This window comes from Streptomyces sp. NPDC088157, assembly GCF_044741545.1.
In the GTDB taxonomy this organism is placed as follows: domain Bacteria; phylum Actinomycetota; class Actinomycetes; order Streptomycetales; family Streptomycetaceae; genus Streptomyces.
The window spans coordinates 368553-391606 of sequence record NZ_JBIUSU010000009.1; the positions used below are offsets into that span (position 1 = coordinate 368553).

25 protein-coding genes are annotated in these 23054 nt (G+C 71.8%); 7 read left to right on the top strand and 18 right to left on the bottom strand.

Annotated elements, in window-relative coordinates; genetic code table 11:
• Positions 1-87 precede the first annotated feature (87 nt).
• From ACIPFH_RS33655 to hisI, 5 genes are all read right to left on the bottom strand, one after another.
• On the bottom strand, positions 88-546 hold the full coding sequence (locus ACIPFH_RS33655) for a DUF2752 domain-containing protein (protein ID WP_401832495.1): 459 nt from the start codon (positions 544-546) through the stop codon (positions 88-90).
• An 89-nt stretch (positions 547-635) separates the two neighbouring features.
• Entirely contained in the window at positions 636-887 is a 252-nt protein-coding gene (locus ACIPFH_RS33660; protein WP_356252579.1) for an HGxxPAAW family protein, read from the bottom strand.
• Between the two features lie 192 nt (positions 888-1079).
• Complete coding sequence (locus ACIPFH_RS33665; protein WP_401832496.1) at positions 1080-1730, bottom strand: TIGR02234 family membrane protein; 651 nt, start codon at positions 1728-1730, stop codon at positions 1080-1082.
• A gap of 106 nt (positions 1731-1836) precedes the next feature.
• A complete protein-coding gene (locus ACIPFH_RS33670) occupies positions 1837-3315 on the bottom strand; it encodes an anthranilate synthase component I (protein ID WP_356252585.1) in 1479 nt (492 codons plus the stop codon).
• Between the two features lie 11 nt (positions 3316-3326).
• Positions 3327-3719, bottom strand: a complete 393-nt coding sequence (gene hisI / locus ACIPFH_RS33675; RefSeq protein WP_401832499.1) for a phosphoribosyl-AMP cyclohydrolase — start codon at positions 3717-3719, stop codon at positions 3327-3329.
• A 139-nt stretch (positions 3720-3858) separates the two neighbouring features.
• Between hisI and ACIPFH_RS33680 the strand changes: the two genes are divergently transcribed.
• Together ACIPFH_RS33680 and ACIPFH_RS33685 are read left to right on the top strand one after the other, a co-directional pair.
• Positions 3859-4494 carry a TIGR03085 family metal-binding protein gene (locus ACIPFH_RS33680; protein ID WP_356252591.1) on the top strand — a complete coding sequence of 212 codons (636 nt, stop codon included), beginning with the start codon at positions 3859-3861 and terminating at the stop codon, positions 4492-4494.
• 11 nt (positions 4495-4505) lie between these two features.
• Complete coding sequence (locus ACIPFH_RS33685; RefSeq protein WP_401832501.1) at positions 4506-4904, top strand: VOC family protein; 399 nt, start codon at positions 4506-4508, stop codon at positions 4902-4904.
• A gap of 2 nt (positions 4905-4906) precedes the next feature.
• Here the strand turns inward: ACIPFH_RS33685 and hisF are convergent, their stop codons facing one another.
• From hisF to hisD, 8 genes are read right to left on the bottom strand one after another with little or no spacing between them, the layout of a single operon-like run.
• The gene (gene hisF / locus ACIPFH_RS33690; protein WP_401832504.1) at positions 4907-5662 is read right to left on the bottom strand and encodes an imidazole glycerol phosphate synthase subunit HisF; all 756 of its coding nucleotides are present in this window, start codon (positions 5660-5662) and stop codon (positions 4907-4909) included.
• A complete protein-coding gene (locus ACIPFH_RS33695) occupies positions 5659-6057 on the bottom strand; it encodes a RidA family protein (protein ID WP_401832505.1) in 399 nt (132 codons plus the stop codon). Before ACIPFH_RS33695 ends, hisF begins: the two co-directional genes overlap by 4 nt.
• Positions 6054-6779: a bifunctional 1-(5-phosphoribosyl)-5-((5-phosphoribosylamino)methylideneamino)imidazole-4-carboxamide isomerase/phosphoribosylanthranilate isomerase PriA gene (gene priA / locus ACIPFH_RS33700; RefSeq protein WP_356252602.1), complete on the bottom strand. Its 726-nt coding sequence runs from the start codon at positions 6777-6779 to the stop codon at positions 6054-6056. Before priA ends, ACIPFH_RS33695 begins: the two co-directional genes overlap by 4 nt.
• Complete coding sequence (gene hisH / locus ACIPFH_RS33705; protein WP_401832508.1) at positions 6776-7435, bottom strand: imidazole glycerol phosphate synthase subunit HisH; 660 nt, start codon at positions 7433-7435, stop codon at positions 6776-6778. The genes priA and hisH overlap by 4 nt, the downstream gene beginning before the upstream one ends.
• Positions 7426-7590 (bottom strand): hypothetical protein, encoded by a 165-nt coding sequence (locus tag ACIPFH_RS33710; protein WP_189916770.1) that lies wholly within the window; start codon positions 7588-7590, stop codon positions 7426-7428. The genes hisH and ACIPFH_RS33710 overlap by 10 nt, the downstream gene beginning before the upstream one ends.
• Before the next feature lie 3 nt (positions 7591-7593).
• A complete protein-coding gene (hisB, locus tag ACIPFH_RS33715; protein ID WP_356252609.1) occupies positions 7594-8187 on the bottom strand; it encodes an imidazoleglycerol-phosphate dehydratase HisB in 594 nt (197 codons plus the stop codon).
• Positions 8184-9323, bottom strand: a complete 1140-nt coding sequence (locus tag ACIPFH_RS33720) for a histidinol-phosphate transaminase (RefSeq protein ID WP_401832511.1) — start codon at positions 9321-9323, stop codon at positions 8184-8186. The genes hisB and ACIPFH_RS33720 overlap by 4 nt, the downstream gene beginning before the upstream one ends.
• The gene (gene hisD / locus ACIPFH_RS33725) at positions 9320-10645 is read right to left on the bottom strand and encodes a histidinol dehydrogenase (RefSeq protein WP_356252615.1); all 1326 of its coding nucleotides are present in this window, start codon (positions 10643-10645) and stop codon (positions 9320-9322) included. The genes ACIPFH_RS33720 and hisD overlap by 4 nt, the downstream gene beginning before the upstream one ends.
• 197 nt (positions 10646-10842) lie before the next feature.
• Here hisD and ACIPFH_RS33730 point away from each other — a divergent pair, with 197 nt between their 5' ends.
• From ACIPFH_RS33730 to ybaK, 4 genes are all read left to right on the top strand, one after another.
• On the top strand, positions 10843-12435 hold the full coding sequence (locus tag ACIPFH_RS33730; protein ID WP_401832514.1) for an oxidoreductase: 1593 nt from the start codon (positions 10843-10845) through the stop codon (positions 12433-12435).
• 125 nt (positions 12436-12560) lie between these two features.
• Positions 12561-13607, top strand: coding sequence for a hypothetical protein (locus ACIPFH_RS33735; RefSeq protein ID WP_401832517.1), 1047 nt, complete (start codon positions 12561-12563; stop codon positions 13605-13607).
• An 11-nt stretch (positions 13608-13618) separates the two neighbouring features.
• Positions 13619-14359, top strand: coding sequence for an LON peptidase substrate-binding domain-containing protein (locus ACIPFH_RS33740; RefSeq protein WP_401832520.1), 741 nt, complete (start codon positions 13619-13621; stop codon positions 14357-14359).
• Positions 14360-14367: 8 nt separating this feature from the next.
• A complete protein-coding gene (ybaK, locus tag ACIPFH_RS33745) occupies positions 14368-14868 on the top strand; it encodes a Cys-tRNA(Pro) deacylase (protein WP_401832523.1) in 501 nt (166 codons plus the stop codon).
• A 195-nt stretch (positions 14869-15063) separates the two neighbouring features.
• On the opposite strand, the gene ACIPFH_RS33750 is transcribed toward ybaK, so the two are convergent.
• From ACIPFH_RS33750 to ACIPFH_RS33765, 4 genes are all read right to left on the bottom strand, one after another.
• On the bottom strand, positions 15064-15753 hold the full coding sequence (locus tag ACIPFH_RS33750) for a DUF2567 domain-containing protein (RefSeq protein WP_401832525.1): 690 nt from the start codon (positions 15751-15753) through the stop codon (positions 15064-15066).
• Between the two features lie 34 nt (positions 15754-15787).
• Complete coding sequence (locus tag ACIPFH_RS33755; protein WP_401832527.1) at positions 15788-16612, bottom strand: ABC transporter permease; 825 nt, start codon at positions 16610-16612, stop codon at positions 15788-15790.
• Positions 16613-16706: 94 nt separating this feature from the next.
• On the bottom strand, positions 16707-17726 hold the full coding sequence (locus ACIPFH_RS33760; protein WP_356252637.1) for an ABC transporter ATP-binding protein: 1020 nt from the start codon (positions 17724-17726) through the stop codon (positions 16707-16709).
• Positions 17727-17788: 62 nt separating this feature from the next.
• Entirely contained in the window at positions 17789-19009 is a 1221-nt protein-coding gene (locus ACIPFH_RS33765) for an NYN domain-containing protein (protein WP_401832529.1), read from the bottom strand.
• A gap of 224 nt (positions 19010-19233) precedes the next feature.
• Between ACIPFH_RS33765 and ACIPFH_RS33770 the strand changes: the two genes are divergently transcribed.
• On the top strand, positions 19234-19398 hold the full coding sequence (locus ACIPFH_RS33770) for a hypothetical protein (protein WP_401832532.1): 165 nt from the start codon (positions 19234-19236) through the stop codon (positions 19396-19398).
• Positions 19399-19510: 112 nt separating this feature from the next.
• Here the strand turns inward: ACIPFH_RS33770 and dnaE are convergent, their stop codons facing one another.
• Positions 19511-23050: a DNA polymerase III subunit alpha gene (dnaE, locus tag ACIPFH_RS33775; RefSeq protein WP_401832535.1), complete on the bottom strand. Its 3540-nt coding sequence runs from the start codon at positions 23048-23050 to the stop codon at positions 19511-19513.
• Positions 23051-23054 lie beyond the last annotated feature (4 nt).

Here is a 23054-nt window from a genome sequence, read left to right on the forward strand (position 1 = left end):
CGGTTGACGGCGGTCCCTCCCCCGCCCTCGAACAAGCTTCGCATGCTCGGGCGGGAGGTGCCCTCGTACTGGACGTTCACCCGTTGATCAAGGATGCAGCCAGCCACCGAACGGCAGGTTCCGGACAACGGTGAAGACCAGCAGGAACGCGCCCAGCGTCCACAGTCGCACCGAGGTGAGTTCCACGCGCGCGGGGCGACCGCGTGCCGCGCGGACCACCCAGACGGCCCACACCACCGCGAAGCCCAGGAAGCCGACGACAGCCATCGCGTTGTCGTGCAGGGCGGCGGCGAAGTCCCCGTGCACGAAGGCGTGCGCGCTGCGCAGACCGCCGCAGCCCGGGCAGTACAGGCCCGTGACGCGCAGGAGGGGGCAGACCGGGTAGTGGCCGGGTCGGTTGGGGTCGACGGTCCCGACGTACGCGAAGGCGCCGGCGACGGCCGCGAGGATCCCGGCGGGCACCGCGAGCCGTGCGAGCACGGTGTCCGGGTGGGTCCGGGGTGTCGGGGGCGTCACCCGCTGACTGTCGGCGTTCACGCCTCGCATTGTGCCCCGCCCGCGCGCCACGCGCGCGTGAGGGGCGGCCGGTGAGCACCGGCCGCCCCTCACGAGGTCCTGCGGAAGTCGTACGGGACTCAGCCCTCGACGCTCGCCGGCTCGCGGGTCGCCGTGACCTGGTGCACCGGGTGGGCGTCCCTCGGCATGCCGAGGCCCATCGCGCGCATGATGCCGCCGACGACACCCCCGAGGGCCACGATCGCCATGCCGGCCCAGAAGCCGAGCGGCTCGGCCATCACCATGAACGCGCCCGCGACGGTGAAACCGATGAAGACGATGATGACACCGGTCCAGGCGGCCGGGGTGTGTCCGTGGCTGCTGCCCGCCATGACTTGCTCCTCATTGCTGTCTGTGTGTCCGTCCGAGCCGGACGCTCGTCGTCCATTGTCCCGTACCCGTGCACGTCCCGGACGCGGGGGTGGCTTCCGGTCGCGTCTGATTCACCACATCGGTGACCGCTCGACCGGAGAGGCACCGGAGGCGGGCCGGAGCCGGGCCGGGCGCCGTGCGTGAGGCGGTGCTCAGGCCGGGTCGGCGCCCGTCGGGTCCTCGCCCCGGTCCAGGGCCTTCCACATGTCCTCGGGCCGGTCCGGGTCGACGGGCTTGGCCGCGCGCCGGGGGCGGGGGGTGCCGTCGCGTTCGTAACGGCCGGACATGGTGGGCCACAGGCGGCCGTAGCGCAGGGCGAGCAGGCCGGCCAGGAGGATCAGGGCGCCGCCCGCGGCCGCGGCGTAGGGCCAGGCGGTGTGGCTGAACGAGGCGACGGTCGCCGAGGTGTCGCCGGAGGCCCGCGCGGCCTGTTCGTCGAGCGCGGAGCCGTCGGAGGCGCCGAGCAGGGCGGCGGCCATGATGCCGGCGCCGGAGAGCGCGAGCAGGGCGGAGACCGCGAAGCGGCCGGTCCTGCGGACGGCGAACACGGCGACGAGCGCGGCGAGGGCCGCTATGGCGAGCGCCGCGGGCACGCCCGTGACGTCGCTGCCCCTGGCGGTCAGCGGGAAGGCGCCGCCGGCCACCGTGGCCGTGCCGTCCGACCAGCGTTGCCGGGTGGACAACAGGGTCACGGCCGAGCCCAGCGCGCCGAACAGCAGGGCGAGCGCGAGGCTCCGGCGGCCGGACCCGGCGGGGGCGGCGGCTTCGGATCGGGGGTGCGGAACAGCAGTCACGTACTCCACTATCGCCTGAACCCCGGGCGAACCGTCACCCGGGGCTCACGTGAGACGCGTCCTATCTTCGGAAAGGCACCTCGGCGGTGTCCGGCGGCCGGTGTCCGGAAGCGCCCTACCCGGCCAGCCGGTTGGCCGTGTGGACCGCGCGCAGGACCGCCGCCGCCTTGTTGCGGCACTCCTGGTCCTCGGCGACCGGGTCGGAGTCGGCGACGATTCCCGCGCCGGCCTGGACGTAGGCGGTGCCGTCGCGCAGGAGGGCCGTACGGATGGCGATGGCGGTGTCGGAGTCGCCCGCGAAGTCCAGGTAGCCCACGCAGCCGCCGTACAGGCCGCGGCGGGACGGCTCGAGTTCGTCGATGATCTGCATGGCGCGCGGCTTGGGGGCGCCGGAGAGGGTGCCGGCCGGGAAGCAGGCGGTGAGGACGTCGAAGGCGGTGCGGCCCGCCGCGACCTTCCCGGTGACGGTCGAGACGATGTGCATCACGTGCGAGTACCGCTCGACGGACATGAAGTCGACGACCTCGACCGAGCCGGGTTCGCAGACCCGGCCCAGGTCGTTGCGGCCGAGGTCGACGAGCATGAGGTGCTCGGCGCGCTCCTTGGGGTCGGCGAGCAGTTCGTCGGCGAGGGCCTGGTCCTCCTGCGGGGTGGCCCCGCGGTGCCGGGTGCCGGCGATGGGGTGGACCATGGCGTGGCCGTCCTCGACCTTGACGAGGGCTTCCGGGGAGGAGCCCACGACGTCGAAGCCGTCGAAGCGGAACAGGTACATGTACGGGGAGGGGTTCGTCGCCCGCAGCACCCGGTAGACGTCCAGCGCGCTCGCCGTGCACGCCGTCTCGAAGCGCTGGGAGGGCACGACCTGGAAGGCCTCGCCCGCGCGGATGCGCTCCTTGATGTCCTCGACGGCTCCCTGGAAGTCGGGGCCGCCCCACAGGGCGCTGTACTCGGGGAGTTCGGAGGGCGGGAGGACGGCCGGGGGCTGGGCGACGGGGCGGGAGAGGTCGGCCTCCATGGCGTCCAGCCGGGCCACCGCGTCCGAGTAGGCCTCGTCGACGCCCGTGTCGAGGTCGTTGTGGTTGATCGCGTTGGCGATCAGCAGGACGGAGCCCTCCCAGTGGTCCATGACGGCGAGGTCGCTGGTCAGGAGCATGGTCAGCTCGGGCAGCCTCAGGTCGTCGCGGTCGCCGGGGCCGATCTTCTCCAGGCGGCGCACGATGTCGTAGCCGAGGTAGCCGACCATGCCGCCGGTGAAGGGCGGCAGGCCCTCCTGGTGAGGAGTGTGGAGGGCCTCGATGGTGGCGCGCAGGGCCGCGAGCGGGTCGCCGTCCAGCGGGACTCCGACGGGCGGGGTGCCGAGCCAGTGGGCCTGGCCGTCGCGCGCGCTGAGGGTCGCGGCGGAGCGAACGCCCACGAAGGAGTACCGGGACCACGAGCGGCCGTTCTCCGCGGACTCCAGCAGGAAGGTTCCGGGGCGCTCGGCGGCGAGCTTGCGGTAGAGCGCGACCGGGGTGTCGCCGTCGGCGAGGAGCTTGCGGGTGACCGGAATGACGCGGCGGTCGGTGGCCAGCTTGCGGAACGTCTCGAGGTCCATGGCGGCTGACCTTACTGATCCGTGGCGGGTACGCCGGAATCGGCGTTCTCGGTCAGAACGTCGGCGTCGAAGCAGGTGCGCGCGCCGGTGTGGCAGGCGGCGCCCACCTGGTCGACCTTGACGAGCACCGTGTCGGCGTCGCAGTCGAGGGCCACGGACCTCACCCACTGGAAGTGGCCGGAGGTGTCGCCCTTGACCCAGTACTCCCTGCGGCTGCGCGACCAGTAGGTGCAGCGGCCGGTGGTGAGCGTGCGGTGCAGCGCCTCGTCGTCCATCCAGCCGAGCATGAGCACCTCACCGGTGTCGTACTGCTGGGCGATGGCGGGGACGAGGCCGTCGGCGCTGCGCTTGAGGCGCGCGGCGATCTCGGGGTCGAGGCGGCTGGGCAGGGGCGTGCTGGTCATGCCTGCCATTGTGCCGCGCGCCACTGACGGTGACGGCCCGCGTCCACTGGATGGGAAGGAGCGGCGCGAAGCGACTCGGTGAGGGGTGGTGGTCGGGCGACGGGTGTGCGGACCTTCCGCGCAGTCGTAGGCTGACGGCATGTCGACTTTCGCCAAGCGTGAACGACTCCTGCTCGCCGACCTCCTGGAAACGGCGGGCCCCGAGGCCCCGACCCTCTGCGAGGGCTGGCAGACCCGGGATCTGGCCGCGCACGTGGTGGTGCGCGAGCGCCGTCCGGACGCCGCCGGGGGCATTCTGATCAAGCAGCTCGCGTCCCGCCTGGACAGGGTGATGGAGGAGTTCGCCGCCAAGCCGTACGAGGAGCTGATCCAGCTGATCCGCACGGGTCCGCCGCGCTTCTCGCCCTTCCAGCTCAAGCAGCTCGACGAGGCGTCCAACACGATCGAGTACTACGTCCACACCGAGGACGTCCGCCGTGCCGAGCCGGACTGGGCCCGGCGCGAGCTCGACCCGGTCTTCCAGGACGCCCTGTGGTCCCGCCTGGAGCGCACCGCGCGTCTGATGGGCCGCGGCACCCCGACCGGTCTGGTGCTGCGGCGCCCGGACGGCCGTACGGCGGTCGCCAACCGGGGCACGCCGGTCGTGACGGCCACCGGGGAGCCGTCGGAACTGCTGCTGTTCCTGTACGGCCGGCAGAGCGCCGCCGAGGTGGAGCTGGACGGCGAGAAGGACGCGATCGCCAGGCTGCACGGCGGCAAGCAGCTCGGGATCTGAGAGGGCCGGACATGATCAAGGTCGCCATGACGGGCGTGTACGTCGACGACGTCCCGAAGGCCCACGCGTTCTACACGGAGGTCCTCGGGTTCGAGACACGGCTGCACATGGATCTCGGCGGAGGCACGCTGCTCGTCACCGTGGGCGCGGCGGACGGGGCCCAGCAGGATCTCCAGCTGCTGCTGGAGCCCGGCCAGGGCCCCATCGCGGAGCCGTACCGCACGGCCCTGCGGGAGGCGGGACTGCCGTGCATCGTCTTCTCCGTCGACGACATCGAGGCGGAGTACGAGCGGCTGCGTGGGCTGGGTGTGCGCTTCACCCAGCCTCCGCAGGACCAGGGTCCGGTCGTCGCGGCCGTCCTGGACGACACGGTGGGCAACCTGGTGCAGCTGGCTCAGCCGAAGGAGTGAGCTCAGCGCACGGGGTGTCCGCTCTGCCGCAGCGCGTCCTTGACCTCGCCGATCCGCAGGTCGCCGAAGTGGAACACCGACGCGGCGAGCACCGCGTCCGCGCCCGCCTCGACGGCCGGCGGGAAGTCGGCGAGCCGGCCGGCGCCACCGGAGGCGATCACCGGGACGGTCACGTGCCTGCGGACGGCGGCGATCATCTCCAGGTCGTAGCCGTCCTTCGTGCCGTCCGCGTCCATCGAGTTGAGCAGGATCTCGCCCGCGCCCAGCTCCGCCGCCCGGTGCGCCCACTCGATCGCGTCGATGCCGGTGCCCTTGCGGCCGCCGTGGGTGGTCACCTCGAAGGTCCCCGCGGGGGTCCGCCGGGCGTCCACCGACAGCACCAGCACCTGGCTGCCGAACCGCTCGGCGATCTCCTTGATCAGTTCCGGGCGGGCGATGGCGGCCGTGTTGACGCCCACCTTGTCCGCGCCGGCCCGCAGCAGCTTGTCGACGTCCTCGGGGGTACGCACCCCGCCGCCGACGGTCAGCGGGATGAACACCTGCTCGGCGGTGCGGCGCACCACGTCGTACGTCGTCTCGCGGTTGCCCGACGAGGCGGTGATGTCCAGGAACGTCAGCTCGTCGGCGCCCTCGGTGTCGTACACCTTGGCCATCTCGACGGGGTCGCCCGCGTCGCGCAGGTTCTGGAAGTTGACGCCCTTGACGACCCGGCCGTTGTCCACGTCCAGGCAGGGGATGACCCGTACGGCGAGCGTCATGCTGCGGGCTCCCCTCGGAACGCCTCCACCTCGACCTCGACGACCAGACTGGGGTCCACGAGGCCGGCGACGATGAGCATGGACGCGGCGGGCCGGACGGCGTCGAACAGCTCCTTGTGAGCGCGTCCGACATCGTCCACGTCCCGCGCGTGGGTGATGTACATGCGGGTGCGCACGACGTCGTCGCGCCCGAGGCCCAGCTGCCCCAGGGCCGCGAACGCGACCTTGAAGGCGTTGACCGTCTGTTCGTAGGGACCGCCGCCGGCGATCTCGCCGTCCACTATCGAGGTGCAGCCGGAGACCAGCACCAGGCCGTTCGGCAGTTCCACCGCGCGGGAGTACCCGAAGGTCTCCTCCCAGGGCGCTCCGGTCGTGACGCGTCGCAGCTCGCTCACTGTGCGACCGCCTCCAGGGCCTCTTCCAGGGTGAACGCCTCGGCGTACAGGGCCTTGCCGACGATGGAACCCTCGACGCCGAGGGGCACCAGTTCGGCGATGGCGCGCAGGTCGTCGAGGGAGGACACGCCGCCGGACGCCACGACCGGGCGGTCCGTCACCGCGCACACGTTCTTCAGCAGTTCCAGGTTCGGTCCCTGGAGCGTGCCGTCCTTGGCGATGTCGGTGACGACGTAGCGGGCGCAGCCCTCCTTGTCGAGGCGCTCCAGCGTCTCGTAGAGGTCGCCGCCGTCGCGGGTCCAGCCGCGGCCGCGCAGGGTGGTGCCCCGGACGTCCAGGCCGACGGCGATCTTGTCGCCGTGCTCGGCGATGACCTTGGCGACCCACTCGGGGGTCTCCAGGGCGGCCGTGCCCAGGTTCACCCGGGTGCAGCCGGTGGCCAGGGCGGCGGCGAGGGTGGCGTCGTCGCGGATGCCGCCGGACAGCTCCACCTTGATGTCCATCGCGCCCGCGACCTCGGCGATCAGCGCGCGGTTGTCGCCGGTGCCGAACGCGGCGTCCAGGTCGACCAGGTGCAGCCACTCGGCGCCGGAGCGCTGCCAGGCGAGGGCGGCCTCGAGCGGGGAGCCGTAGGAGGTCTCGGTGCCCGACTCGCCGTGTACGAGCCGGACGGCCTGGCCGTCGCGGACGTCGACGGCGGGGAGGAGTTCGAGCTTGCTCACAGTGTTCCGATCCAGTTGGTGAGGAGCTGGGCTCCGGCGTCGCCGGACTTCTCGGGGTGGAACTGCGTGGCCCACAGGGCGCCGTTCTCCACGGCGGCCACGAACGGCTTGCCGTGGGTCGACCAGGTCACCTTCGGCGCCCGCAGCAGCGGGTTGTGCACGTCGAGGGACCAGTCCTGCACGGCGTAGGAGTGCACGAAGTAGAAGCGCGCGTCCGCGTCCAGTCCGGCGAAGAGCTCGGAGCCGGCCGGGGCGTCGACGGTGTTCCAGCCCATGTGGGGCACGATCTCGGCCTGCAGCGGCTCGACCGCGCCGGGCCATTCGTCGAGGCCCTCGGTCTCCACGCCGTGCTCGATGCCGCGTGCGAACAGGATCTGCATGCCGACGCAGATGCCCATCACCGGGCGGCCGCCGGACAGCCTGCGGCCGATGATCCAGTCGCCGCGGGCCTCCTTCAGGCCGCGCATGCAGGCGGCGAAGGCGCCGACGCCGGGCACCAGCAGCCCGTCGGCGTTCATGGCCGTGTCGAAGTCACGGGTGATCTCGACGTCGGCCCCGGTGCGCGCGAGCGCGCGCTCGGCGGAGCGGACGTTGCCGAAGCCGTAGTCGAAGACGACGACCTTCTTCGGGCTCTTCGAAGCGGCGCTCAATTCCACACCTCCAGCCTCACGACGCCGGCGAGGAGACACATCGCGGCGCCGATCGAGAGCAGCACGATCAGGCTCTTCGGCATCTGCTGTTTGACGAAGGAGTAGATGCCGCCGGCCAGGAAGAGGCCGACGACGATCAGGACGGTCGACAGTCCGCTCATGACTTACAGCGCGCCCTTCGTGGAGGGGAGGATGCCGGCCGCGCGCGGGTCGCGCTCGGCGGCGTAGCGCAGGGCGCGGGCGAGCGCCTTGAACTGGCACTCCACGATGTGGTGCGCGTTGCGCCCGTAGGGCACGTGCACGTGCAGCGCGATCTGCGCCTGGGCGACGAAGGACTCCAGGATGTGCCGGGTCATCGTGGTGTCGTACTCGCCGATCATCGGAGCCATCTTCTCGGGCTCGGTGTGGACGAGGTACGGACGGCCGGAGAGGTCGACGGTGACCTGGGCGAGGGACTCGTCCAGCGGGACCGTGCAGTTGCCGAAGCGGTAGATGCCCACCTTGTCGCCGAGGGCCTGCTTGAAGGCGGCGCCGAGCGCGAGGGCGGTGTCCTCGATGGTGTGGTGGGAGTCGATGTGCAGGTCGCCGTCGGTCTTCACGGTCAGGTCGAACAGCCCGTGCCGGCCGAGCTGGTCCAGCATGTGGTCGTAGAAGCCGACACCGGTCGACACATCGACCTTGCCGGTGCCGTCGAGGTTGATCTCGACGAGTACCGACGTCTCCTTCGTCGTGCGCTCTATACGTCCTACGCGGCTCATGCGCTCTGCTCCTTCGGGGGTGCGGGGGTGTCCCCCGCAAAGCCCATCACTTCACGGACCGCGTCGAGGAACGCGTCGTTCTCTTCGGGTGTTCCGGCGGTGACCCGCAGCCAGCCGGGCACGCCGTTGTCCCGGACCAGGACGCCCCGGTCGAGGATCCGCCGCCAGACCTCGTGGGCGTCTGCGAACCGCCCGAACTGCACGAAGTTGGCGTCGGACGCCGTGACCTCGTAGCCGATCGCGAGCAGCTCGCTCACCAGCCGGTCACGCTCCGACTTGAGCTGCTCGACGTACTTCAGCAGCGTGTCGGTGTGCTCCAGTGCGGCCAGCGCCGTCGCCTGGGTGACGGCCGACAGGTGGTACGGCAGCCGGACGAGCTGGACGGCGTCCACCACCGCGGGGTGCGCGGCGAGGTAGCCGAGGCGCAGGCCGGCCGCGCCGAAGGCCTTCGACATGGTGCGCGAGACGACGAGGTTCGGCCTGCCTTCGAGCAGCGGCAGCAGTGAGTCGCCGTGGCTGAACTCGATGTACGCCTCGTCGACCACGACCATCGACGGCTTGGCGTGCTGCGCCGCCTCGTACAGCGCGAGGACCGTCTCGGCGGGGACCGCGGTGCCGGTGGGGTTGTTGGGGGTGGTGACGAAGACGACGTCGGGCCGGTGCTCGGCGATGGCCCGCTGCGCCGCCGCGAGGTCGATGGTGAAGTCCTCGTTGCGGGGACCCGAGATCCATCCCGTGCCCGTGCCGCGCGCGATGAGCCCGTGCATCGAGTACGACGGCTCGAAGCCGATCGCGGTACGGCCGGGTCCGCCGAAGGTCTGCAGCAACTGCTGGATGATCTCGTTGGAGCCGTTCGCCGCCCACACGTCGGCCGGGCCGACCTCGTACTTCGCGGTGTCGGTGAGGTACTTCGCGAGCTGCGTCCGCAGCTCGACGGCGTCCCGGTCCGGGTACCGGTTGAGGTCGCGGGCCGCCTCGCGCACCCGCTCGGCGATCCGCTCGACCAGCGGCTCGGGCAGCGGGTAGGGGTTCTCGTTGGTGTTGAGCCGTACGGGGACGTCCAGCTGGGGCGCGCCGTAGGGGGACTTGCCGCGCAGCTCGTCCCGTACGGGGAGATCGTCGATTCCGAAGCTCACTTGCTCGTCGGTACCTTCCAGTCGAACCGCGCCTTGATCGCCGCCCCGTGGGCCGGCAGGTCCTCCGCCTCCGCCAGCGTCACCACGTGGTGCGCGACCTCGGCCAGCGCGTCCCGCGTGTAGTCGACGATGTGGATGCCCCGGAGGAAGGACTGCACGGACAGCCCGGAGGAGTGGCAGGCGCAGCCACCCGTGGGGAGCACGTGGTTGGACCCGGCGGCGTAGTCGCCGAGGGAGACCGGCGCCCAGGGTCCGACGAAGATCGCGCCCGCGTTCCTGACGCGGTCGGCCACGGCGGCGGCGTCCGCCGTCTGGATCTCCAGGTGCTCGGCGCCGTACGCGTCGACCACCCGCAGGCCCTCGTCGACACCGTCGACCAGCACGATCGCCGACTGCCGGCCGGCGAGCGCCGGGACGATCCGGTCCTCGATGTGCTTGGTGGCCGCGACCTGCGGTTCCAGTTCCTTCGCCACGGCGTCCGCCAGCTCGACGGAGTCGGTGACCAGGACCGCGGCGGCCAGCGGGTCGTGCTCGGCCTGGCTGATCAGGTCGGCGGCGACGTGGGCGGGGTCGGCCGTGGAGTCCGCGAGGACCGCGATCTCGGTCGGTCCCGCCTCGGCGTCGATGCCGATCCTGCCCGCGAAGTAGCGCTTGGCGGCGGCGACCCAGATGTTGCCGGGGCCGGTCACCATGTTGGCGGGCGCGCAGGACTCGGTGCCGTACGCGAACATCGCGACGGCGGTCGCGCCACCGGCCGCGTACACCTCGTCGACGCCGAGCAGCGCGCACGCGGCGAGGATCGTCGGGTGCGGCAGACCGTCGAAGTCGGCCTGCGCCGGGGAGGCGAGCGCGATGGACCCGACGCCGGCCTCCTGGGCCGGGACGACGTTCATGACCACGGAGGAGGGGTAGACCGAACGGCCGCCGGGCGCGTACAGCCCGACCCGCTCGACGGGCACCCACTTCTCGGTCACGGACCCACCGGGCACGACCTGGGTCGTGTGCGTCGTACGGCGCTGCTCGCGGTGGACGAGACGGGCGCGGCGGATGGACTCCTCCAGGGCCGCGCGCACGGCCGGGTCGAGCCGCTCGAGCGCGTCCGCGATCGCGCGCGCGGGGACGCGGACGGATTCCAGCCGCACTCCGTCGAACTTCTCGGCGAAGTCGATCAGCGCCGCGTCGCCCCGATGATGCACGGCCTCGCAGATCGGACGCACCTTCTCCAGGGCGGCCGAGACGTCGAAGTCGGCTCGGGGCAGCAGGTCGCGCAGGGCGGGTCCCTCGGGGAGGGCGTCGCCGCGCAGATCGATTCGGGAGATCACAGGGTCAATTCTCTCAGACCGGGATCGGGCGTCGTCCGCGTGTATCAATGGCTGATACAGAGCCTGGCCGGAACCCGGAGGACCGGGCGGCCCCAGGAGTGTCCTCCCGAAAGGCACGGCGGCGCCGGCGTTCGGACGCCGACTCACGGGGCATGAACTGCTGTGCGAAACCGCGAGTGACGAAGGGGGTGCATGGTGTGACCGACGGGGCCGGCGCCATCCGCACGGGAGACGATCCGGGCGATCTGCCGGACGACCTGACCGCCGCCGAGGCCGGTATGTGGCAGGCCTTCCGCAACGGCAGCGTGTACGACCTGAGCAGCGGGGACACGGTCGTCGACGACCCGCACGGCGGGCATCCGTGGGGCGGGTCGCGGACGGTGCGGGCGCGGATCGTCGCCTGGCTGCTGCTGGACGGGCCGCCCGCGCTGGCCGGCCGGGTCTCCTCGCTGAAGCTGGCGGGCGTGCAGATCAGCGGCACCCTGGACCTCGCGGGCGGCACGGTGGTGCCGTACCTGGAGATGAAGCGCTGCCGGTTCGAGCGGGAGGTGCTGCTGCCGGAGGCGCGGTTCACGACGCTGCGGATGGTGGACTGCTCGGTGCCGCGTCTGGAGGCGGCCCGGGTGCACACCGAGGGCGATCTTCACCTCCCCCGCTGCCGTTTCCACAACGGCGTCCGGCTCACCGACGCGCACATCGGCACCGACCTGCTGCTCAACCAGGCGATCGTCTACCGGGACCGCACCGGCCGCTCGATCGCCGCCGACGGCATGACGGTCGGCCAGGACCTCCAGGCCGAGCTGCTCGAATCGCACGGCGAGCTCAGTCTGCGCAGCGCCAAGATCGGCGTGTCGTTGAGCCTGCGCGGGGCGCGGCTGGCCAACCCGTACACGCGGCTCGCGCTGAACGCGCCGCAGCTGACGGTGGAGCGCTCGCTGTACCTGACCCCGGCCGGTGTCGGCGGCCAGGCGCTGAGCGGCACGACGCCCGCGCGCGGGACGCGCATCCAGCGCTTCGAGTGCCGGGGCGGGATACGCCTGGACGACGGGCGGTTCGGGGACGCCGTGGACCTGGAGCGGGCCCGGTTCCTGTTCACGGAGGACCAGGAGCTGTCGCTGCGCCGGGTGCAGACGCCCGAGCTGCGCTTCCTCGGGGAGCGGCCGGGGCGCGGCAAGGTGGTGCTGTCGGGCGCGCGGGTGATCAACCTGGTGGACCGGGCGAGCGCCTGGCCGGGCCCCGGCAGTGTGCACATGGGTGGCTTCGCGTACGAGAACCTGGTGCCGCAGGGCCCGTTCCCCCTGGCCGAGCGGCTGCGCTGGGTGGCCGCGGCGACCGCCGAGTACGCCCCCGAGCCGTACGAGCGGCTGGCCACCGTGCTGCGGGCGGGCGGGGAGGACGAGGACGCCCGCGAGGTGCTGCTGGCCAAGCAGCGGCGGCGCCGCGAGACCCTGCCGCCGGCCGCGAAGCTCTGGGGCTACGTACAGGACTGGACGGTCGCCTACGGATACCGGCCGGGCCGCGCGGCGGTGTGGATGGCGCTGCTGTGGGCGGCGAGTTCGCTGGCGTTCGGACACGCGGCGCATCCGCCCGTCAGCCGCGACGGACACCCGCCCTGGAATCCCGCCCTCTTCGCCCTCGACCTGCTGCTTCCGGTCATCGACCTGGGGCAGGCCGGCCAGTGGCAGCTGCGCGGCGGCTGGCAGTGGCTGTCGTCGGCGCTGATCCTGCTGGGCTGGATCCTGGCGACGACGGTGGCGGCCGGGGCGACGCGCCTGCTGCGCCGGGGCTGACCGGCCGCCGTCCGGTGCGCCGACAGTCGCGCACAGTGACGTTTTACCGCGCCTTGACCGTACGGTGTACAACTTTCGTGAAGGTCCCGGAACCCTCTGGCGCAATCTGAACTCGCGGCTTTTCAATGGGCCACACCATGGCTCTGCTGCCCCCGTTCATCCGCGTCTCCCGGGCCTCCCGGAGGACACGGAACGCCGCCGCCCCCCACAGCGCCGCCGGGCTCCCCACCGACGACGAGGTGCTCCTCGACGTGCCCGACGACCGTCTCGGTCCCGCCCTGGTCGCCGCCGGCCTGGGCGCCTACGCTCCCGCCGCCCAGCTCATGGCCCACACCCGGGAACGGGCCGAGTGGGAGTACCGCGACCGGTACGCGACCCGGCTGGCGTCCTTCGCGCACTCACGTTCGGAGTGGTTCGAGGAGTGGCGGGCCGCCGCCCCGCGCGACCCGGACGTCCTGCTGGTCGCCGCCCAGCTCGCGGTGGACCGGGCCTGGCGGTCGCCCGCCCGGGCCGAGCTGCTGCGCGAGGTGAGCCCGCTGATCACGGCGGCCGCGCAGAGCGACGTCCGCGACCCGGTGCCGTGGCGGATCGCCCTGGACCACGCGCGCGGTGCGCGTGCCGGGCACAAGTACTTCGGCGAGCTGTGGGAGGCGGCGGTCCGCCGCGCCCCGCACCACTACGGCTGCCATGTGGCCGCCAAGCGCTATCTGGCCGAGTCGTGGCACGGTTCCCACCGCGAGTGCTTCGACTTCGCGGACCGGGCCGCGCAGGACGCGCCGGCCGGCTCCCTGGTCCAGGCGCTGCCGGCGCGGGCCGCTTTCGCGTACCTGGCCGACGGCTGCGGGCCCGAGGTGCCGCGCGAGCGGCTGGACGCGGCCGCCGACCGCGCCATCACGCTGTCCGCGCGCTTCCCGTCCGCCGACCCGTGGCCGGCCGAGATCCGCAATGTGCTGACGTGCGTCCTGGTGCGCCTGGGCCGCCGGGACGACGCCCTCGCGCAGCTGCGCCTGATCGGCCCGTACGCCACGTCCTTCCCCTGGAGCCGGCTGTCGGACGACCCGCTCGGCCACTTCCTGGCGGTGCGCGAGGAAGTGCGCTCGGGACCGTCCGAGCGCACGCCGTGGCATCCAGGTATTGGGCACGGCGAACGAGCCCGTCCCACGGACCACTAGGCTTCAGCGTCGTGACCACCGTCCGTCTGCCGCTCTTCCCCCTGAACTCGGCGTTGTTCCCGGGACTCGTGCTCCCGCTCAACGTGTTCGAGGAGCGCTATCGCGCCATGATGCGCGACCTGTTGAAGACCCCCGAGGACGAATCGCGCCGGTTCGCCGTCGTGGCCATCCGCGACGGCCACGAGGTGGCACCCAGCTCCCCGGGCCTGCCCGACCCGACCGCGCTGCCCGAGCGCGGCCCCTCGGCCGGCTTCGGCGACGCCCCGCTCAAGGCGTTCCACGACGTGGGCTGCGTGGCCGACGCGGCGACGATCCGTGAGCGCGCCGACGGCACCTTCGAGGTGCTGGCGACGGGCACGACCCGCGTGAAGCTGCTGTCGGTGGACGCGTCGGGCCCGTTCCTGACGGCCGAGCTGCAGGAACTGCCCGAGGACCCGGGCGACGAGGCGGGCGCCCTCGCGGAGGGTGTGCTGCGCGCGTTCCGCCAGTACCAGAAGCGCCTGGCAGGCGCCCGCGAACGCTCGCTGGCCACCGGCGCGGACCTCCCGGACGACCCGTCGGTGGTGTCGTACCTGGTGGCTGCCGCGATGATGCTGGACACCCCGACCAAGCAGCGCCTGCTCCAGGCCCCCGACACGGCCTCCCGGCTGCGGGACGAGCTGAATCTGCTGCGCGCGGAGACGGCGATCATCCGCAGCCTGCCGTCGCTGCCCGCGTCGGAGCTGACGCGCGGCCCCACGAGTCTCAACTGAAGGCCCGCATGGCGAAGAAGCCGAAGAAGCAGCAGCCCGGAGGCACGCCCGCGACGGTGGCCCTGACGGCGGCGGGCGTGGATTTCACGGTCCACTCCTACGACCACGACCCGAGCCACCCGTCCTACGGCGAGGAGGCGGCCGAGGCGATGGGCGTCTCCCCCGACCGGGTCTTCAAGACCCTGGTCGCGGACGTGGACGGCGCCCTGACGGTGGCGGTGGTCCCGGTGGCCGGCTCCCTGGACCTGAAGGCCCTGGCGTCGGCGGTGGGCGGAAAACGAGCGGCGATGGCCGACCCGGCCCTCGCGGAACGCACCACGGGCTACGTCCGGGGCGGCATCTCCCCCCTCGGCCAGCGCAAGAGGCTCCCCACGGTCCTGGACGCCTCGGCCTCGGCCCACGCCACGATCTGCGTCTCGGCGGGCCGCAGAGGCCTGGAGGTGGAACTCTCCCCCATGGACCTGACCAGGCTCACCGAAGCGGTACGGGCCCCGATCGCCCGCGCGTAGACAGCCCGTCCGGCGTTTGAGGGCGAGGCCGGCCAGGCGAAAGCGGCGGTCTGCGAGCCCAGCCCCCGGGCATCGGATGCGGTGCGTCGCAAGGCGGAGGCACGTCCGCGGACTGGATGTATTCGGGCGTTCCGACAACGCGGCGACGTGCCGTGGCTGTCGTCGTGCGCCCGCCGGGGATCACGCCGACAGCCCTTAGGCCATCGGCGCCCCGTACCCGTCCTTCGGCACACCCCCGTGCGCCTGATACGGATCGGGGTCCCGGGGCCCGAACAACGCCGTGAGCCCCAGATGCACCAGCACCGCCGCGAACGACCACGCCAGCAGCGCCCCCTTCGCCCCCAGCTTCAACGGAGCCGAGAACGTGACGCCCTTGCCCGCCGCCTGGGCATGCGCGACCACGTCGGAGTCCGGCCCCAGCCACACCCCCAGCCGCCACGCCAGCAGCGACCCGAGCAACCCGCCGACGCCGAGAGCGACCACCAGTGGCACCCCGCCGCGCCGCCGCCAGAGGAATACCGTCACCGCGCTCACGGCACCGCACGCCAGGGCCAGCAGGGTGAACGTGCCGTCCACGCCGATCGCCTGCTCCCCCTCGGTGTCCTTGAAGTAGACGACCCAGTTGTCGTCCACCAGGTCACCCACGAGCGGCACCTTCGGCGCCAGCCACACCCACAGCAGCCCGAGCAGCACCCCGGCGAGCGCGACGGCGACCGTGATCACGGCGGCTTCCCGCAGTTCGGTCTTCATGCCGGGCCCGTCCTGTCCGTACGCGACGTCGTGGGGCGCGGTGGCCATCCCCGCGTACCCGTCGGGCGACGGCGGCCAGGGCGTGTGCGAAGACGGTTCGTGCGGCGGCGGAGGCGGAGTCAGCGGTGCGGTCACCCTGACATCGTGCCAGGCCCGCCCGAGCGGCGCGTCACCGGACGGCGGCCCGGCGGTACGCCCAGGTGGCGACGGCCAGCGACACGACGCCGACCCCCGCGCACACGGCGAGGTCACCGAGGACGAACGCCCAGTCGGGACTGGCCCGGAAGGTCCGGGCGAAGGCCTCGACGCCGTACGTCGACGGCAGCAGGTCGCGGGCGAAGCGCACCGCCTCCGGCATCCGGTCCGGCGGCAGCACGCCCAGCAGCAGCGCCGCCGACATGCCGAGCTGCCCCAGCACGGTGGCCAGCTCCGGCCGCGGCGCGAGCAGCCCGAAGGCCGCGCCGAGCCCGGACAGCGCGGCGCCGGCCAGGGGGATCACGGCCGCGAGCACCCACAGATGGGTGACCGGCAGCCCGAACAGCACGCACCCGAAGACCGAGGTCACGAGAGTCCCCGGCACGGTGAAGGACGCGTACGCTCCCGCCGCCCCCAGCACCACGGCCGCCGGCGGCACCGGAAGGGTCGCGTAGTGGTCCAGCCCCCCGCTCGCCCGCAGCTGCCCGAAGTACTGCGCGAGCAGGTTCAGCGCGACGAAGGCGACGACGAGGACCGCGGAGCCCGCCACGACGGCCTCCGCCTCGCGGCCGCCGTCCACCACGCCCCGCATCATGATCAGGATGCCGACCGACTGGAAGGTCGCCACGAACAGCAGCGGGATGCGCGCCACCCGTGCCCGGGACAGCTGCGCCCGGTACACGGCCACCAGCGACGGCCACAGCCGTGCGCGGGGGGCCAGCTCGGCGGCGGCGCGCGGCGCCGTCTGTGTGACGGCCCGGGCGCTTCCCGGCAGAACCTCGGCGGGTACGACACTCACGTGGCGCTGCTCCTCTTCCCTGCGGTTCTCATACCGTCCCATACGGACCCGGAAGCTCGCGCACTCACCTCGGCGCCCCGCGCTCTCGCCGCCCTCATGCCCGTACCAGCCCCTGCCGTGCCGCCCCGCCCAGCGCCAGATAGACGTCCTCCAGGCTCGGCGTGGCCAGCGTGAAGTCGTCCAGGGCGGCGAAGGCGGCCCCGCCGGTGACGGTGGCGACGACCGCGCGGGCCTCGTCGGGCGCCAGCCGCAGCGTCCAGCGGCGGCCCGACTCCACGGCCCGCTCGCGCAGCGCGGCGACCTCGGGCACGTCCAGCGGCGCCCGCTCGCGCCACACCAGCTCGACCCGCACCTCGTCGGCGACCTGCTCCTTGAGCCCGGAGGGGGTGTCGCAGGCGATGACCCGGCCCTGGTCGAGGACGGCGACCCGGTCGAGGACGGTCTCCGCCTCGATGACGTTGTGGGTGACGAGCAGCACGGTCGCCCCGCGCTCGGCCCGCCGCCGGTCCACGGAGGCCCATACGGCCCGCCGGGCCACCGGGTCCATCCCGGTGGTCGGCTCGTCCAGCACGAGCAGGGGCCGCTCCCCCACCAGCGCGGTCGCGAAGCAGGCCAGCCGCCGCTGTCCGCCGGACAGCTTGCGCAGCGGCCGGCCCGCGATCGGCGTGAGGCCCAGCTCGTCGAGGACGGCGTCGCGCTCCCGGCGCGCCGTGCGCACATCGAGGCCGCGCAGCCGTCCGGTGGTCTCGGCGGCCAGCGAGACGGTGAGTTCGTCGAGGGCGGTGGACTCCTGCCCGAGGTAGGCGAGGATCCGCGCGGCCCGCTCGGGGTGGCGCACGATGTCGTGCCCGAGGATCTCCACGCTGCCCGCGTCGGGCCGCATCAGCCCGGTCATCTGCCGTACGAGGGTGGTCTTGCCCGCGCCGTTCGGCCCGAGCAGCCCGAAGATCTCACCGCGCCGGATGTCGAGCCGCACGTCGTCGGTGGCCCGGACCTCGGGTGTCGCGGGAGTGCCGCGCCGGCCGCGGACCGCCGGATAGGTCTTGGTCAGCCCGCGCACGGCACATACGACCTCGTCCCCGTGCCGAATGGGCGGTGCCGCGCGCGTACTCACAAAGGACGAGACTACGGGGTCGCGGACCGCCGCTCGCCGTCGGGGCGTTCCGGGCGGCCCGCTCAGTCCGCCGCCGGGGCGTGTTCGGCGGCCGTCCGTACGTCGATCTCGCGCCAGAAACCCGCCCGGATGGCGTACCGGTCGTGTTCGTCGATCTGGTCGTCCTTGTGCGCGAGCAGTCCGAAGCGGGCCGCGTAGCGCAGCAACTCGCCGTCGATGCGGTGCGGGATCCGCGGGTACATGCCCGACAGCTTCTGGAGCTGCCCCTGTTCGCCGAGGCGCCCCATCCACCGGCGGGCGAAGACCTGCCCCACCTCGTAGGGGTCGCCGCCGACGGTGGTGATGTCCTCCTCGCGGTCGGCCCACCGCTGTTCCGCCGTGGTGAGCTGCGCGAGTGTCGGCATCGCGGCGACCTCGGAGGGTTCGGCGGCGATCCCGGGACGGTCGACCCAGCCCTTGTCGGAGGACCAGCGCAGGGTCGCGGTGGTGGGCTGCTGGGCGGCCGGGGCACCGGGGGCGCGCAGGGCGGCCAGGTCCTTGGGGGTCGGTACGCCTCCCTTGGGGGCGGGCACGCGCTCCTGGGCGCCGTTCTCGGAGGCGCCGGCCGCGGAGGGGTGCTCGGCCTCCTCGGTCCGCTCGGCGGTGGGGGCGAGGCCTGAGTCGGGCAGCGGCGCGGAGAGGATCGCGGCGATCTCCGGCCGGGGCACGGGCGGTGGCGCGCAGGTGCCGCCGAGCTCCTTGGCGCGTACGGCCTTGGTGATCCAGGTGCGGTCCAGGACGCGGCGTTCGTCGGCCTCCGCGACCAGGTCCTCGGACTGGTTGTAGTCGCCGTCCGCGGCCTGGACGGCCCACAGGTGGACGGCGACGCCGTGCTCCTTCGCGGCCATCATGCCGGGCAGCAGATCGCCGTCGCCGGTGACGAGCACGACGTCGGAGCAGGCGCGGTTGCGGGCCAGCTCGGTCAGCTCGGCGTGCATGGCGGCGTCGACGCCCTTCTGGGCCCAGCGGCCGTCGCTGCGGGTCAGTGCGCCCAGCCGGACGGTCACCCGGGGCATGACCCGCAGTCTGCGGTGTTCGGGCTGGGGGACACGGTCCGGGGCGCCGTCGAACCAGTAGATGCGCAGCAGCGGCCGCTCGGTCTCGGACTCGGCCTGTTCGCGCAGACCCTGGACGAGGGCGGAGTGGTCGACGGTGATCCTCGATCGCGAGGGCTCTCCGGCGAGGAGACTGGCGGCGGCCCCCAGCAGATACCCGGCGTCCACCAGGACGATGCAGCGGTCCACACGACTCACCCTCTTTCCGGGAGGTTTGCTTCGGGCTTCCTTCGAGTCTGCCCGACTGCGCGGGGGTTAACGGCCGGAACTCGATCTTCGGCGTGGCGTTTCGAGGGCTTGCGCTCCGACAACCCCTGTTACAGACGGTAATTATCCGAAATGCGTCGTAAGTCAGCCTATGTGAATCTGGTCCCGTCTCTGGCCCTCAGATCCCCCACAGGAGGCAGATCACCATGGCCAAGAACAAGAAACAGGATCGTAAGCAGCCGCAGTCCGAGCGTGGCCAGGAGGCGGCACAGCACTCCTCGATGGAGTCGCAGGCCGAGCAGCGCATCGCGCAGGTGACGCCCGCCGATGTCGCCCGCAAGGGCCGGCAGAAGCGCTTCGGCCACAACTGACCTCGGCAACTGACTGCCGCGCCACGGGCCGTTGCGGCTCGGACGCACCGAGGGGCGCGTCCGGTACCGGACGCGCCCCTCGGTGCGTGTCTTCTCCCGTCGTCTCCCGCGATCAGCCGGCCAGGCAGGACGGGCCGAGCAGCACCTTCAGATCACCGAACAGCGCGGGGTCGGGCTTGACCCGGTGCCGGTCCAGACGCAGGACGGTCGTCTTCGTCGGGCCCTGGAGCCTGATCCGGACCTCGCTGTCGCCCCGGTGGTGGGTGAGGATCTCCCCGAGACGGTTGATCATCGGCGGGGTGACCCGGGTGGCCGGGATCGTGAGGATCACGGGCGCGTTGGTGCCCGCGTTCGACAGGTCCGGGACCTGGAGCTCCATCGCGACGAGCCGCGGCACGTCCTCCCGCTTGTCGAGGCGGCCCTTGACGAAGACGACGGCGTCCTCGACGAGTTGGGTCGAGACGAGCTGGTAGGTCGCCGGGAAGAACATGCACTCGATGGAGCCCGCGAGGTCCTCGACGGTGGCGATCGCCCAGGCGTTGCCCTGCTTGGTCATCTTGCGCTGGAGACCGGAGATGATGCCGCCGATGGTGACGACCGCGCCGTCCGCGTGCTCACCTCCCGTGAGCTGCGCGATGCCCGCGTCGGCCTTGTCGGACAGCACGTGCTCCAGGCCGAAGAGCGGGTGGTCGGAGACGTACAGACCGAGCATCTCCCGCTCCTGGGCGAGCAGATACGTCTTCTCCCACTCGTCGGTCGTGAACTCGACGTCGAGTCCGAAGCCGGGCTCGCTGGTCTCCTCCTCGCCCATGCCGCCGAAGAGGTCGAACTGGCCCTCGGCCTCCTTGCGCTTGACCGCGACCACGTTGTCGATCATCGGCTCGAAGTGCGCGGTGAGGCCCTTGCGGGTGTGTCCGAGGGTGTCGAACGCGCCCGCCTTGATCAGCGACTCCGTGGTGCGCTTGTTGCAGGCGACGGCCTCGACCTTGTCGAGGTAGTCGGGGAAGGAGGCGTACTTGCCCTTGGCCTTGCGGCTCCTGATGATCGACTCCACCACGTTGGTGCCGACGTTGCGCACGGCTTCGAGGCCGAACAGGATCACGTCGTCGCCCTGTGCGGCGAAGTTGTGCACCGACTCGTTGACGTTCGGCGGGAGCACCTTGATGCCCATGCGTCGGCACTCGTTGAGGTAGACGGCCGACTTGTCCTTGTCGTCCTTCACCGAGGTGAGCAGCCCGGCCATGTACTCGGCGGGGTGGTTCGCCTTCAGGTAGGCGGTCCAGTACGAGACCAGGCCGTACGCGGCGGAGTGCGCCTTGTTGAAGGCGTAGCCGGCGAAGGGGACCAGCACGTCCCACAGGGCCGTGATCGCCTCGTCGCTGTAGCCGTTCTTCTTCGCGCCGGCCTGGAAGATGGTGAAGTTCTTCGCCAGCTCGTCGGGCTTCTTCTTGCCCATCACGCGGCGCAGGATGTCGGCCTCACCGAGCGAGTACCCGGCGATGATCTGGGCGGCCTTCTGCACCTGCTCCTGGTAGACGATCAGGCCGTAGGTGACGGCCAGGACCTCCTGGAGGGGCTCCTCCAGCTCCTTGTGGATCGGGGTGATCTCCTGGAGCTTGTTCTTGCGGAGCGCGTAGTTGGTGTGCGAGTCCATGCCCATCGGGCCCGGACGGTAGAGCGCGGAGACGGCGGAGATGTCTTCGAAGTTGTCGGGCTTCATCAGGCGCAGCAGCGAACGCATGGGGCCGCCGTCGAACTGGAAGACGCCCAGGGTCTCACCGCGCTGGAGCAGTTCGAAGGTCTTGGGATCGTCGAGCGGCAGGGCCAGCAGGTCGAGGTCGATGCCCTTGTTGGACTTCACCATCTTGACGGCGTCGTCCATGATCGTCAGGTTGCGCAGGCCGAGGAAGTCCATCTTCAGCAGGCCGAGCGACTCGCACTGCGGGTAGTCCCACTGCGTGATGGTCACGCCGTCCGTGTGCCGCACCCAGATGGGGGCGTGGTCGACGATCGGCTCGCTGGACATGATCACGCCGGCCGCGTGCACACCCATCTGCCGGACCAGGCCCTCGACGCCCTTGGCCGTGTCGATGACCTTCTTGACGTCCGGCTCGTTCTCGTACATCGCGCGGATCTCGCCCGCCTCGCTGTAGCGCGGGTGCGAGGGGTCGGTGATGCCGTTGAGGTCGATGCCCTTGCCCAGGACGTCGGCGGGCATGGCCTTGGTGAGGCGGTCGCCCATCGCGTACGGGTAGCCCAGCACGCGCGCGGAGTCCTTGATGGCGTTCTTCGCCTTGATCTTGCCGTAGGTGCCGATCATGGCGACCTTGTCGGCGCCGTACTTCTCCGTCACGTAGCGGATCACCTCGACGCGCCTGCGCTCGTCGAAGTCGATGTCGACATCGGGCATGGAGACGCGCTCGGGGTTGAGGAACCGCTCGAAGATCAGGCCGTGCGGGATCGGGTCGAGGTCGGTGATGCCCATCGCGTAGGCGACGATCGAGCCGGCCGCGGAGCCTCGGCCGGGGCCGACCGCGATGCCGTTGTTCTTGGCCCACATGATGAAGTCGGCGACGACGAGGAAGTAGCCCGGGAACCCCATCTGGATGATGACGTCCATCTCGTACTCGACCTGCTTCTGCCGGTCGTCGGGGACGCCGCCGGGGAAACGGCGGTCCATGCCCCGGCGGACCTCCTCCTTGAACCAGCTGACCTCGGTGTAGCCCTCGGGGATGTCGAACTTCGGCATGAGGTTCCTGGCCTCGAACATGCCGGTGGTGTCGATCTGCTCGGCCACCAGGAGGGTGTTGGCGCAGCCCTCCTGCCAGGCGTCCGAGGAGTCGATGGCGTACATCTCGTCCGTGGACTTCAGGTAGTAGCCGGTGCCGTCGAAGCGGAAGCGGTCCGGGTCGGAGAGGTTCTTGCCGGTCTGGATGCACAGCAGCGCGTCGTGCGCGGTCGCCTCGTGCGCGTACGTGTAGTGCGAGTCGTTGGTGACCAGCGGCGGGATGCCGAGCTTCTTGCCGATCTCCAGGAGGCCGTCACGGACCCGGCTCTCGATCTCGATGCCGTGGTCCATCAGCTCCAGGAAGTACCGGTCCTTGCCGAAGATGTCCTGGTACTCGGCGGCCGCCTTCAGCGCCTCTTCCTTCTGGCCGAGCCGCAGCCGGGTCTGGAGCTCGCCCGAGGGGCAGCCGGTGGAGGCGATGAGGCCCTCGGACCACTGGGCGATGGTCTCCTTGTCCATCCGGGGCCACTTCTGGAGCCAGCCCTCGGCGTACGCGTCCGAGGAGAGCCGGAAGAGGTTGTGCAGGCCCTTCGCGTCGGCCGCCCAGATCGTCTTGTGGGTGTAGCCACCGGAACCGGAGACGTCGTCGCGCTTCTGGTGCGGCTGGCCCCACTGGATCTTGCGTTTGTTGCGCCGCGACTCGGGGGCGACATACGCCTCGATCCCGATGATCGGGGTGACTCCGGCCTTCTTCGCGGTGTGGAAGAAGTCGTACGCCCCGTGCAGGTTGCCGTGGTCGGACATGGCGATATGGGTCATGCCCATCTCGTTGCACGCGTCGAACATGTCCTTCAGCCGCGCGGCACCGTCCAGCAGCGAGTACTGGGTGTGGACGTGCAGGTGCGTGAACGGCGGCTTTGACACGGCT

Bases quoted from the DNA above. Each gene is read 5' to 3' on its own strand.
- ACIPFH_RS33655 (WP_401832495.1), bottom strand. From the start codon at position 546: ATGCGAGGCGTGAACGCCGACAGTCAGCGGGTGACGCCCCCGACACCC.
- ACIPFH_RS33660 (WP_356252579.1), bottom strand. From the start codon at position 887: ATGGCGGGCAGCAGCCACGGACACACCCCGGCCGCCTGGACCGGTGTC.
- ACIPFH_RS33670 (WP_356252585.1), bottom strand. From the start codon at position 3,315: ATGGACCTCGAGACGTTCCGCAAGCTGGCCACCGACCGCCGCGTCATT.
- hisI (WP_401832499.1), bottom strand. From the start codon at position 3,719: ATGACCAGCACGCCCCTGCCCAGCCGCCTCGACCCCGAGATCGCCGCG.
- ACIPFH_RS33680 (WP_356252591.1), top strand. From the start codon at position 3,859: ATGTCGACTTTCGCCAAGCGTGAACGACTCCTGCTCGCCGACCTCCTG.
- ACIPFH_RS33685 (WP_401832501.1), top strand. From the start codon at position 4,506: ATGATCAAGGTCGCCATGACGGGCGTGTACGTCGACGACGTCCCGAAG.
- hisF (WP_401832504.1), bottom strand. From the start codon at position 5,662: ATGACGCTCGCCGTACGGGTCATCCCCTGCCTGGACGTGGACAACGGC.
- ACIPFH_RS33710 (WP_189916770.1), bottom strand. From the start codon at position 7,590: ATGAGCGGACTGTCGACCGTCCTGATCGTCGTCGGCCTCTTCCTGGCC.
- hisB (WP_356252609.1), bottom strand. From the start codon at position 8,187: ATGAGCCGCGTAGGACGTATAGAGCGCACGACGAAGGAGACGTCGGTA.
- ACIPFH_RS33735 (WP_401832517.1), top strand. From the start codon at position 12,561: ATGGGCCACACCATGGCTCTGCTGCCCCCGTTCATCCGCGTCTCCCGG.
- ybaK (WP_401832523.1), top strand. From the start codon at position 14,368: ATGGCGAAGAAGCCGAAGAAGCAGCAGCCCGGAGGCACGCCCGCGACG.
- ACIPFH_RS33770 (WP_401832532.1), top strand. From the start codon at position 19,234: ATGGCCAAGAACAAGAAACAGGATCGTAAGCAGCCGCAGTCCGAGCGT.